The following is a 13,145-nucleotide window of genomic DNA, read 5'->3' as shown; positions in this document are numbered from 1 at the left end:
TCGAGCCCTCTGCTGTCGCTCAGGAGACGTAAAACACATCCTCACCGGAAGTGTAAATAACATACGTTTTTACTTCCCCGCGCACCGGCTTCTGCACCTCGAGTCGGAATCGGTCATTAGGCCCCGCAGCGTTTCTGACGAATATCGTCCAGACGTTGCCCTCACCCCGGGAGGCGTTTATCGCCTTGCCCATTTTCATTTCCCCGGTCGTATGCGTGTAATCCTCTTTCTCCAGAACGAACTGATAATGATATCGACCCCAGTCCCGCTCCGCGTCAGCGCTGAACCTCACGACCACCTGATTTTCCGATGCCACGCTGACGCTTTCCGGGAGAGGAAGCAGCGTTTCCTTCAGCAGCAGCAATTGCGCAGCATCAAGCATTTCCTCACATTCAAGCCTTTTCCCCAGGCCCGACACCGTTTCGGAAAGCGCCTCCTCAAGCGCATCAATCGTTTCCTGCGTAACACCAGCCGCAAGCGTCGTATGCGCCTTATCGGCGAACAGGGCAGCAATCCCGGCTTCAGGGCTGGTATCGGGCACTGTCTCAAACCTCAGCGCCGTGAGCGGCCAGGCGCAGTAGGCCCACCGGGGTTTTAAAAAAGCGTTCATATGGACGCTGACCGTATGGTTAAGGTGTGCGCCGAGCGGGGCGGTCCATACGTGGCCGCTCAGTAAGGAGGGCTCGCTAGCCTGGCCTTTATTTAAATGGGCCAGGAGGATCTGTGAATGCGCGTCATTCATGACAATCTCATAGTTGTAACGCTTGAAGCTCCGCTTCGCATTCTGGCTGAACGTCACCACAATGGCGCCTGATGCGTCCGGGGCGACGAACTCAATCGTCGATGCCACCAGCATCTGGCGCGCCCGGTGAAGCAGCGGCATCAGGACGGTATCCTTCTCGGGGCAGGACAGGATGGAATTTATCTCACGCGCAAGCACGCCCATTTTTTGTGTCGACAGGTCCTTCTTCACCGCTGTCAGGTCGTCATCAGTGAAAACCTCCCTCAACCTGTCCTCGAGTGTCGGGCGACCCTTGAGGCCGGTCACGTCCAGCCCCTCTTTATCCCGGATGGTCAGTTTGACGTGCATAGAGGAGCCCACAGGCACCCAGAGCCGGTTCAGCCTGTCGCTGTAAAGCGGGGTAATCAGCCCCTTGGCCGGCGACGCGCCCGGTGGATTGATCACGCCCGCCCTCAAGTAGCGGCTGTGGCTGTTGATATAGCTGCACAGGTGAAAGGGCCAGTGGTACTGGGTGTATTTGACTTTTTTATCGCTGGGGCCAAGGCTCAGGCTCTCATAAAGGTAGCCTTCAGCGCCCCTCACCTCGACCTGAAGGTGCTCATCCGGGAGAAGGTCACCTGGTGAGAGCAGGGCGGCCTCACCCGGCAGGCCATTTTCCCAGTTGTTCGCCGACAGGCTGGTCGTGAAAACGTCGATGCTCTCGTTGCCATGTCCGGTGTAACGCCACAGCGAAATGCCGTTATCTGCGTAACCGGTGTTGAACGTGTTGTCGTCATCCCCGTTCGGGGTGCCGGCCGCGAGGTACTGGCTGCACTCGTTGATTTCATCGGCAAACAGCGCCGGCCACTGCGTCCGCCCGGCCTGCTCCTGCCCGAGCCTGAGCGAGACCTGCTCCAGAACGGCGCCGGAGGCCTGGTCGCAGACCACCGCGGTAACGGTGTCGCCGTCCGGCGCGTCCCGATCCGACAGGATCTTCACATTGGGCAACAGCATCCATTCGCTTTGCGTTTCCATGGTCAGTCTCTTTGGTCAGATAGGGTAAATCAGCGCAGGCGGTGTTTCACGGTGCGTGAAAAGCACGTAAGCCGTGGAGTGCGTGTGAACCTGAAGCCTGAATGTAAAACTGTCAGCGGACTTAAACGTATAGACTCGCGGCGGCGGCTGGGCTGTGCTGATCTCGCTGGCGGGGTATCTGAAGCCGTCATGAAATTTGCCGTTACCATAAGCCGCAAAATAATAGTTACTGAATTCTCGCCCGTCGGCCCTGTTGAAGTGGACAGTGACGGTATTGCCTTCAACGCTGACGCTGACCGCCTCCTTCAGCATCAGCATCTGCGCCTCATCAAACTGCTTCTGCAGCTCGGCTTTGCGCTGCGGCCCGAGCTTCATGTTCAGCAGTTCAGCCCGCAGCGCCTGCAAGGTGGGCTCCGTGACCCCAGGGGCCAGCACTTTTCCGCTGTAGAGTGCCGACACGCGGCCCTCAAACTGCTTCTGCCCTGCAGCCGAGGTATAAAAGGCGTTGAGTTCAGATGTATAAATGATGCGGGTTTTATCCGCCCGCTGGACTTCAATATGGAAGACGTCCTTCGGCCCCGCGTCCTCAAGGCGGGTCTCCCAGGTGCCGGGGGCCGGTGCCCTTGAATAGGCGAGCTTGCCGCGTCTGATTCCAGAGCGGTACTTTCCGTTGAGCATCAGGATATAGTCGTACTCCCTGAAGTCCCGCCCGGCTTTATCGCTGAAGGTGACGGTGACGTAATTCAGCTCGCTGATCGTGACGTCTTTCAGCGTTTCCTTCAGCAGCAGGGTCTGCGCGTCAGCCAGCAGCCCGCCGAGCTTTTTCGCCGGCCCCGGCCCCAGCCGCAGGGTGGCGAGGGTGATGACCAGTGCGTCAATGCCTGACTGTGTCGCCTTTTCGACGAGTACGGTCTGACCGACGCCGCTGAACAAGGCGCCGAGCTGCTGCTCAAGTACGCGCCGTTTGGCAACCGGCGCGTAAAACGCCGGGCTGTCGGACGTGTGCACGATGTGTTTCTTTTCCACGCCCTGAAGCTTGCGGCTCACCTCTATGTGGAAGGTGTCCTCCGGCCCCGCGTCCTCAAGGCGGGTCTTCCAGGTGCCGGGGGCCGGCGCCGTTGAATAGGCGAGTTTGCCGCGTCTGATTTCAGAGCGGTACTTTCCGTTGAGCATCAGGTAATAGTCGTACTCCCTGAAGTCCCGTCCGGCTTTATCGCTGAAGGTGACGGTGACGTCGTTCAGCTCGCTGACCGTGACGTCTTTCAGGGTTTCTTTCAGCAGCAGCATTTGCGCGTCAGCCAGCTGTCCGGACAGTTCGCCGTAGGGTGACGCGGTGCTGTTCTTGCTGGTCAGCAGGGTCGACAGGCTGTCCATTTCCTCCTGCCGCGCGCCGGCGCGCAGGGCTTTGCGGGTGCTGTCGGTAAACAGGGCATCCGTGCGCTTTTTCAGGTCTGCCTGCTCTTTTTTCAGCAGAGTCTCCGCCTGGCTCAGTCGCGCGGTGAGCTGCGACAGAAACGCATCGTCAAACCTGTTATTGCTCAGACTGTTGCGCAGTGACTCGATATCGCTCAGCACCACGCCGCCGCTCAGGGCGGTAAAGCCAGCGCCGGTAAACAGCGCGTTAACCCGGCGTTCAGCGTCAGCCCGCGCGTCCTGGGACGCGTAAAAGACGTCCGTCCCGGACTGGTGCAGGATGCACGTCTGGTCCCGGGTGCCGGCATGGCGCACCTCCAGCCGGAAGGTGTCTTGCAGCGACGGCGAGAGCAGCACCGTCCACGCAGCGCCGTCAAGCGTCGAGGGGTAGGCCGCTTCGCCGGCCCGCAACTCCGACTGGTCCGCTTCGCCGAGCAGCAGGAAGTAGTGGTAGTCCCCGAAGCGGCGGTTCTCCGCGTCCGTGAACGTCACGATGACCCGGTTGTTCGCATCGACCCGGCAGCCTTGCAGCGTGTCACGCAGCAGGAGTACCTGCGCGTCCGAGAGCCGCTGGGACAGTGCCGGGTGCATCTCATGATCGGAGAAAAGGTCATCCAGCTCTTCGGTCAGGGCATCAATCTCCTCCTGTGTGGCGTCGGGGGATAATGCTTCGCTCTGCGCGCCGGAGAACAACGCCTGTACGCGTCGGCGCATCTCGTCTGCGCGCGCGTCCAGCATCCGCTGCGCGCCATCAAGCAGGGCGAGCATCTCGGCTTTCTCGGTGCTGGTCAGGCTGGATGCCTGCACCTCCTCTGACAGCTGACGGACATCTTCCGGCACGATTTCCGGCTTCAGCGTGGTCAGGGCGACGTCGGTAAATAGCCCCTGAATGCTTTCCAGAATCGCCAGCAGGGCGGGTGAGGGGATAGGGAGGTGATACTCGCTGCCCTTGTGACCCATGATGACGTGCAGCCCCGCGAGGTCATCCGTAATGTCGTCAATCACCCAGGTGCGGCTGAACCGCTCAAAGTGAGAGCTGTGCGAGGTTATCCCGCCCGTCAGCCGGCAGATTAGGGGCGCTTGCGATGAGCGCAGGGTGAATGCGGCGTTCAGAAGGTAGTCATCTATCCTGTCGCTGAAGCGCAGGGTGACGCTCTGACTGCCGGGCACCCGTGCGTTGGCGTCGGCGGAGGTGCTGAATGACGTGATGAACCACCTGAGTTGCCCCGTGTCAAGCTTGGTGGGGGGCTGCTGCTCTTTGTCAGCGTCAGCAGCCAGTCGTTCCTTTTCTGCCTCGGTCAGTAACCGTTCTGCGTTATCAAGCAGGGCGTCGAGCTGCTGTATGAGCGTTTCGTCCAGCGCAACCTGAACGCCCCCGGTCACCGCATTGACCTGCGCCAGTTCACCGAGTTCGCACCGGAGCGTCTCCACGCCGGCCCGGGTCACGTTATCCTCCAGCCGTTCTCCCAGCCCGTCCCTGAACAGCCCGGTTATTCTCGACTCAAGGCTGCGGAAGCCTTTTGGCACGGGCACGCTGGCCATGCCTTTGACCTGCGGCCTGGCACCTTCTTTCTCGATATCGTTATAGTCCAGCACCGTGATGGTGTGGGCGTCATCCTGCTCCTCACCGGACACTTCCAGCACCGGGCCGCGGTCGCCGTAGTGCCAGGTGCGCGTGGTGAGGACGCCGTCCCGCGCAGTGTGGGTCGCGGTGCGTCGGCTGCCCACGCGCGCCTTCAGGCTGACCGGGCCGCTGAACGACCAGTCCTCGAACATGGCCGACTGCCCGGCGCCTGGCAGCGTAGTGACGCGGCTGACCTGCGGCAGGCGCCAGTCACGGCCAGCATCGAGCACGGCCCCGGGCGCCCAGGTAATCAGGTCGGTCGACCCGCCCTCTTCAACGTTCCAGAGCAGGCGGTCAAACAACGGATCCGGGCAGTAGTCGAAGCTGACGCGCTGCTCCTCTTCACCCTTTTCAGTTTCACCTTTCCTGCGGATCAGGCGCCGCAGCAGGCACGTTGTGATATCAAGGCGCACCGTGAACGATTCGTCCGTGCCCGGCCAGAAGCTGAATACGGGGTTGTATGCATCGGCAACCGACGGCAGGGGGTGCTCCACCTTCAGCAAAGTACGCTCGCCATCCTTCACCGACAGCAGGCGAACGTGTCCTTTCTGCCCGTCCCACGCCAGGTCCAGAGCGCCGCCTGCTTTACGTCCGATGCGAAGAGGTACCAGCACCGGGGCGTTGATTTCATAAAGTTTAATTTGACGCTGGTTGTCGGTTATCGTCCGGTTCAGCTCTTTTTTTCGTTTTTCGTCGGTTTCTTTGTCGGCCCAGTAGCGCAGGTTGTCATTTACCTTCTTGTAGCTTTCCACGATGCGGCTTTTGTGGTCTTTGCCGGGTTCTTCAGCGTTGGCGGGCATGCCCAGCGTGATGAACTCATCGTCAGGCAGCGTTACATCGAGGCGCTCCAGTACCGGCAGCTCCGCTGAACCTCCCTTTCGGAGGAGGCCTTTGAGGGTCAGATCGTCACGCACCAACTCTCCGAGCGCGAGCGTTTCAATGTCCTTCTCGGTCAGCGTAAAGGCGCGCCCGGTGTGAAGGGTAAAGCGGCGCAGCCGATTATCAAAGGAGGCCATCCGCAGCGCCCAGCCGTCACCCAGCGCGGCTTCGTTGGCGCGGGTGGCGGCATAATGCAGGGTGAGATCAAGGCGCACCCGCGGGTCGTACAGTGACTGCAATCCGGCGAGGGGGTAATGGCAGTGGTACAGGCCGGTGAGGGGAGAGACGCCGCTCTGCGCCTCGCCGGAGGTATCAAACACTTCGGAGCCTGCCGTAAAAGCGCTGTCCTGACACAGAGTGTCGGAGGGCTTGGCATTGCTGGCCTCTGCGAAACGATAAGGGTAAGCAACCTTGAACTGGTCAAGACGTTTGCTGATAAGCGAGCGCGATACTTCAGCAATAACCATATTAAAAGCGTCATCTGGTTTCAGCTGACGCCCGGACGAAGGAAAGGCAACGATAGGGTAGTATTGATATATTGGTATGTCGTCGTGTTCAATGTAGTAATCAAAATCCTCCCTGAGCATTTCAGAAGGAAGCTGGGGCATGTCCTCGCCAGCGTATGAGCGGGTACGCTTTATTTTTTCAACTTCCTCGGCTGTGAAATTAGTATGCGGACGACTATAATACTCACCCCGTGTATCCCTAGCGTTCTGAACGCCGTTCGAGCCGTCAGGATCAGGAAGACAAGTTGTCATCCACCTGAAGCGGTCGAAATCAACCTCCATAAGCAAATGAGCAAAGTCGATCTGAGTGGTCCGAAGTCTGCGCACCACTCCGCCATCCTGCTTGTCACCCAGGCCGGCAAGGAAAAGTTCGCTCTCCGGCAGACGGCCCGCCATAGAAAAGCAGACCACTTTCAATTCATACGTTTCATCTATAAAGTGCCTTTCAAAATTATTGAAGTAGTCTACGACTGAACGTGTGGACACGGGATTTTCATTGCTGAGAAGATAAATGTTGTTATCCCTGCAGATAAAATAGGCGTTTCGTTCAAGGGCGCTATACACCTTCAGTGGGTTCATCCTGCTCAGGTCGCTGCCGAACTGTTCACGATATGGCAGAAATAAGGCAGAACCCTCCGTGAACGTAACAGCAGGGGCGCCATCCTCCCGGCGCGGCCCCGGCACATTCTCGACGTTGTCAAAAATACTGTACGCCGCCTTCTCGTCAAAACCTGCCGGCGTGAGTGTGACGTCCATGTTGGAGAGCTGCGGCACCCACAACGCAGCGCCGGTTTCAGTCGGCACCACGGACAGCGCGCTCGGCTGCAGCGTGCCCGCCCGGACCAGCCGGCTGTTCTTATTAAGCTGCTGCTGCCAGTCGCTGTCCGCCGGGTGAACAAGGTGGCGCTCATACAGCGTTTGCGACAGCCTGTCGCGGACTTCAATGATCAGTGTGGCGACGCCGGCGTCAGCCAGCGACGGCAGGACGAGAGCCATCGCCATACTGCCCGTGAAGGGCGCGTTGCAGAACACCCGCGCCTCCTCACTCCAGCCCCACAGCCGCACGATGCCGTCCGCCGGCGCGCCGTGAAAGTCGCCCTGTTCATCGATCATGCCCAGCTTCACCCAGGCATCGGGTCCGGACACGTTAACGGCGTCGGCGAGGGCGGCAGGCCACCCGGCCCGGCTCCGGTTGTCCTTGCTGGCGGAAAAGTCCCGGTGCGCCAGCAATGAGCCATTCTCGCGGCTCACCGCCACCACTGTAATGCGTTCACCTTCCGCCAGGTCTCGCTCCGCGAAAAACCAGAGCGGGCTCTTCCAGACGATGCCAAACGCCCCAATGCTTCGTGGGGTGAATTGGCTCATGTCAGGCAGGATGCCTGCATTGTCCCCGCTTAGCGATGCCTGCGCGAGAGCGAGGGCGTCGGCAAACGCAAAAATGCCCGGGACGGTACTGTTCGCGGCGTTCTCGGATTCGGATTGGGGGGCTGCCATGATCATGTCCTTATGAGCAGAAAGGTGGGCGGCTGCAGTGGTCCTTCTGGCAGCGGGGGGGTCATAAAAAGATAGTTGAGACGCCGGAGTGATTTAAAACTTCCGTTAGTACTTTTCTGAATTACCCGCACGACCCTGCATTCAAGTTGGCAACTTCCGCGTGGCCGCCCGTATCGGCAAATCTCACGTCATCGTGCCGCCGGTCCGTCGTCCCTGCGCAACGGCTCTTTCAGCCTTGCTTTTAACCTATGTTGAATAGTACTGACGCGCGAACGACCGAGGCGCACACGGCGTTCGCCGGGTGGCCGACATACATCTCACGGACAGCTTCAGGCATAAGGAAATCCACATGACAGACATCAGTGCTTCCTCACCGGAACAAACGCAGTTTGAATACGACGCCGACGGCCAGCCGTCACGTACGGTAGCGCCCGACGGGCTTGAGACGCTCACGCTCTGGTACCCGCGCGATGGCAGCAGCATCGCAGCGCCAGATGTCCGCGCGCTGATAGCGGGGCTCACGCTGGCGGACGGCAGAAAGCTGGCAACTCTGAACGTCACGACGTGTCCGGCACTGCCGGCGTTCTCCCACGCGCGGCTGCTGGCGCAGTTCCGCCGCCTGCCGTTCCCCGATGGCTCTGCGTCTGAGGGGGAGCTGGCCCTGTACGGCTACGGCGGTGACGGCGAGAAAGAAGAGCGGCGCGTACAGCTGGAGCTGACCGGCGTGGACGTCATCGCCGGTGACGGCGGCACTTGGACTGTCCAGCTTTCGCCGGGCCGGCAGGCCCCGGAGGTCAGCCTGACGGAGGAGACGGTATTCAGGCAGACGGAGGATGCGTCGGTCAGCCGTGCAGCCGGCCTGGGCATCACGACTACCCGGACAGCGACGCGCTGGTATAAAAGCGACGACGCTCGTCAGACCCAGACCCTGACGGAGAAACAGTCCGTTCTGCCGGGCGGCCTGGCGCGGCTGTCAGTCACCACCTCACCGCTTCCCGGCGGCGGTGAGGCCATTATCCGTCAGCACGTCACCTCTGCCTTCAGCGGGGTTCTGCTGCGCGAATCGAAACAGGACGGTAACGGACTGCCCGTCACGTTCACCGTGATCAACAGCAACAGCCGCGGGCAGGTGCGCAGTCAGACGCTGTACGCCTGGGACGAGTCGCGCTTCAGGAGTGGGGATGTCGTAGGGCTGACGCCGCTGGAAACCACTGACGAATCAGTGTGCGAAAGTCTGCCGACCGGTACGTGGGAGCGAACCTGCGGAGATGACGGACGCTGGGCCTACATCTGTTACGACGGGCTCCGGCGGCCGGTCAGCCAGTGGCTGCAGCGTATGCCCGGCGAAGTCCATTCAGAAGCAAACCGGCTGTGCGTGGAGCGCCGGACCTACGGCCCTGACGGGCAGATCGCCGAAGAAGAGGTGTATGACTGGCTGCCGGGCGGGCGGTGCGTGTGGGTAGAGGGCGGACGTGCGCCTGACGCTGCCGACGCGGGGGCGTGGTTCTGGGTCGCAGAGCAGCGTCAGAGCATGCAGAGTGAGGACGGGAGGACGCGGGCGCTCAGTATCACGAGCCTTCAGGGAGAGGCTGCGTCAGGGCGGGTGACCGGCAGCGTGGTGACAGTGCAGACCAACCGGGCGGACGGCAGCGTGGCGGTGAATGAAACCGCGCGTGCCGGAGAGCTGGATACCGGCAGGGTGCTGAGCGCGTCGCAGCAGGACACGAACGTGAAGGGGCAGGTGACCGCAGTCACAGAGACGGTCACGACCGGAAAGGGCGACGTGGCGCGCCGCTGGAAGATGAACTATGACGACCTTGGGCGGTGTACAACCATTACGGCGCCAGACGGGAGGGTCGTCACGCGGTCCTATCAAGGACTGAGCGAGATGCCGCTGCGCGTGACGTTGACGCATAAGGGAAAGACCTGGACGCTCGGCAGCCGCGAGCTGTCAGGCGACGGTAACGGCGCCGACGGTTCGAGGGTGTTCGCGCAGGAAGAGGCGGGCGGTAGCGTCGTCGGGGTATATAAGCAGTTTTCAGACGGCACGAAGACCAGGTTTGCGTCTTTCCGCATAAATCCCGTTACCCGGATAATGCGCAGTGAGCGCGCTGCCGGGCCGGACGGGCACATGGTGGTCATTAATGAAAGCTTCTTACCGAAGCTGTACGGTGAATCCTGGCTGCGGCGGCGGATAGGCGGTTTCACCGAGCGCACGCAACTGATGACGTCGCTGCGCGGGCGCGTGACGAGCGGACGCAGCGCTGCCGGCGTAAGCCCCGTTCACCGCCGCAACGCGCGGGGTATGCCGCAGAGCGTACGCCGGGGTGAGCTGGATTACGGGTACGACTGGACGGCAAAAGGGCAGCTGGCAGGCGTGTCGGTGCGAGATCTGCGCAACGGTCGAATGCTTGAGGTGAACTACGGCTACGACGACGCGGGTAATGAAATCACCCGTGAGCAGCGCCTGGACGGCTTGTTGAAGGCCCGCTGGGTGCAGACGTGGACCGCCCAGAGCCAGGTGCAGACGCGCACGCTGTACCGGGACGGCGCGGAGGTGCCCGCGCGCACAGAAACCTACACCTATGAAACCCAGCGGAGCGGGCTGCGTGACGAGTTGATGACGTGGTCGGTGGAGGCGATTGACAGTCAGGACGCGGTTCTGGACCGCGACGGTAAGGCTATACGGTCACAGGCTTATACCTATGACGCGCTGGGCAACATGCTGACGTGCAGCACCACGTTCGCGGACGGCACCCTGCAGCGACGCACGTACGCCTATGACGACGCTGAACAGCCCTCGCGCCGGACGGCAGAGTCGGTGGAGGGCAAGACGCTGACGCTGACGTACGATGCGGCAGGCAACCTGCAGTCGGACGCAGAGAGCGCTTACCGCTACACACCCGAAGGGCAACTCGCGTCGGTCAGCGACCTCAAGAACGGCACCCTCCGGACCCGCTACGAATACGATGCGGAAGGGGTACTGGTCGCCGTCTGGGATGAAGCGACGAACACGCGGCAGATTTGTTTGTCTGGTGCGGTCACGCGTGTCGGGGCGGATGACACGGTGCGCGAACGCATCATCCGCGACGTCGACGGGCTGGTCAGTGTGGTGCAGACCTTTCCGGGCGAAAGCGTCTTCTTCCTGCTGGCCGGACCGGGCGCGGGGGGCGGTGACGCCTGGTGCGCTGATGTGAAGGGAAACTGGACGTGCACCGCGACGTCAGCCTTCACGCCCTGGGGGGAATCACCGCAGCAGCACGTGGCCACGCCGGGTTGGAACGGTCTGCACGCGGACCCCGCGGGCCTGTACCACTTGGGTGAAGGTTACCGCGCCTACAGCCCGGCCCTGCGCACGTTTTGCCAACCGGACAGTCTGAGCCCGTTCGGTAGCGGTGGGCTCAACGAGCGCGCCTACTGCGCAGGTCGTGACCCGGTGAACTGGCATGACCCGTCAGGCCACATCATGCTGAACCGCACGGCGGCGGGCGAGCAACTGGCGTCGCTGGACCAGTGGGTAACCGACACCAACCCCCCACCGCCACAGGCGGCGGCCTGGTGGGAGTGGCTACTGCTGGGGGTGGGCGCGGTCGTGGCGCTGGCGGTCATTGTCATGAGCGGCGGTGCGCTCCTGTTTGTCGTGGGAGGGATACTTATGCTGGCGGGCAGCGTCATCATGGGCGTTGGCATGGGCATACGGCAGAGGGACCCGGAACTGGCGGCCAAGCTTGAGCTGGCGGGCGGCATAGTATCCGGCGTGGGAGGACTTCTGATACCGACAGGGGCGGGTTTCATTGCGGCTGCCATTATTCGGACAGCGGCGGCGGCATCCATTGCTCTGTCGATTGCCTCGTACGCGGTGCGTGAGAGCAACCCGGAACTGGCGGAAAAACTGGGCTGGGCGTCAATGGGGCTCGGGATGGTGGACGCGGCTCACGGCATTGCGAAGGGGGCCGCGAAGCGCGGACGCAAAGGGCTTGAGAGGCTGCGAAGCCTGAGGAGCAGGATCGTCATAAACCGTAAGCTTGAGAGGATTGCATCTGATTTCAGACTTAACGCACTGCCGGCTTATACCGAGAGCCGATTGCCGTCTTTTGGAGACCTGTCGCGTCAGGTCAGACAATCGCATGGCCAGAAGGACTTTGGGGGGGCTGCACGGTGGAAGTCTATTTCTACCCAGGCCGATGGGCATACAGTCAATCACCATGTCACCACGACGGAGTTACAGGGAAACGAGATAGTACCGCAGATAACGAAGATTAATAGTAGCGGCCTGAAACCCGGTGACAATATAACGGTTGTCACTGGGGGGCATGGTGCTTTTGATGGAGATAACTGGATAAAATCGGGCTCGGACATTCTCAGGAAGCCCGGGTTGAGAGATTCGAAGTTCCTGGTTTCTGACACTGAGCTCATGCATCAGGTGCAGGGTGTCTTTCCTGCGAACCCGATTGATGTCATCAACATGCATTTTCCTAAAGCGATGGACAGGATAAAAGAGGCCCAGACCAAGGCAGGTCACATTATTTACGCATACTGTTATTCGGCAAATGACGAGTTTCTTCGGTGGCGATATAACTGGGACGTGTCAACTTCGTATGTCCGTAATCAGACAACATGGGACATGATCATGATATAGATGCGCCCCTTTTTCAGTCGTGTGTTCTTTTGATATGCGCGCTGCTTGCCGGCGGTGGCAATCCCACGGACACCGACACTGACAAGCCGGGCAAGTGACCAAAAGTGGGAGGGAGCCCTGCTCGCGAAGGCGGAGGGTCAGCTACATCATTTGCTGAATGACACACCGCATTCGCCAGCAAGCCGGCTCCCACGGCCTTCGGCCAGAATCAAAAGCAGAAGTTGCCGGTTGTTCCGTAGCAGCCCGGCTTGCCGGCGGTGGCAATCCCACGGACACCGACACTGACAAGCCGGGCAAATGACCAAAAGTGGGAGGGAGCCCTGCTCGCGAAGGCGGTGGGTCAGCTACATCATTGCTGAATGACACACTGCATTCGCCAGCAAGCCGGCTCCCACGGCCTTCGGCCAGAATCAAAAGCAGAAGTTGCCGGTTGTTCCGTAGCAGTCCGGCTTGCCGGCGGTGGCAATTTCACGGGCACCGACACTGACAAGCCGGGCAAATGAGCGAAAGTGGGAGGGAGCCCTGCTCGCGAAAGCGGTGGGTCAGCTACATCATTTGCTGAATGACACACCGCATTCGCCAGCAAGCCGGCTCCCACGGCCTTCGGCCAGAATCAAAAGCAGAAGTTGCCGGTTGTTCCGTAGCAGTCCGGCTTGCCGGCGGTGGCAATCTCACGGACACCGACACTGACAAGCCGGGCAAATGAGCGAAAGTGGGAGGGAGCCCTGCTCGCGAAAGCGGTGGGTCAGCTACATCATTTGCTGAATGACACACCGCATTCGCCAGCAAGCCGGCTCCCACGGCCTTCGGCCAGAATCAAAAGCAGAAGTTGCC

At 60.9% G+C, this 13,145-nt stretch carries 3 protein-coding genes; 1 reads left to right on the top strand and 2 read right to left on the bottom strand.

Annotation, left to right across the window (positions count from 1 at the left end):
- Positions 1 to 19: 19 nt before the first annotated feature.
- On the bottom strand, positions 20 to 1,756 hold the full coding sequence (locus tag ACIPL0_RS08525) for a hypothetical protein (protein ID WP_400598994.1): 1,737 nt from the start codon (positions 1,754 to 1,756) through the stop codon (positions 20 to 22).
- Positions 1,757 to 1,771: 15 nt separating this feature from the next.
- Complete coding sequence (locus tag ACIPL0_RS08520; protein ID WP_400598992.1) at positions 1,772 to 7,672, bottom strand: hypothetical protein; 5,901 nt, start codon at positions 7,670 to 7,672, stop codon at positions 1,772 to 1,774.
- Positions 7,673 to 8,021: 349 nt separating this feature from the next.
- Here ACIPL0_RS08520 and ACIPL0_RS08515 point away from each other — a divergent pair, with 349 nt between their 5' ends.
- Entirely contained in the window at positions 8,022 to 12,311 is a 4,290-nt protein-coding gene (locus ACIPL0_RS08515) for an RHS repeat-associated core domain-containing protein (RefSeq protein WP_400598989.1), read from the top strand.
- Positions 12,312 to 13,145: the final 834 nt, after the last annotated feature.

The organism is Pseudomonas sp. NPDC090208 (assembly GCF_044746785.1).
Classification (GTDB): domain Bacteria; phylum Pseudomonadota; class Gammaproteobacteria; order Pseudomonadales; family Pseudomonadaceae; genus Aquipseudomonas.
Note: the sequence above shows the minus strand (reverse complement) of the source record. Positions and strands in the feature narration are given on the sequence as shown.

Excerpts from the sequence above, each read along its gene's own strand:
- ACIPL0_RS08520 (WP_400598992.1), bottom strand. The coding sequence starts at position 7,672 with ATGGCAGCCCCCCAATCCGAATCCGAGAACGCCGCGAACAGTACCGTC.
- ACIPL0_RS08515 (WP_400598989.1), top strand. The coding sequence starts at position 8,022 with ATGACAGACATCAGTGCTTCCTCACCGGAACAAACGCAGTTTGAATAC.
- ACIPL0_RS08525 (WP_400598994.1), bottom strand. The coding sequence starts at position 1,756 with ATGGAAACGCAAAGCGAATGGATGCTGTTGCCCAATGTGAAGATCCTG.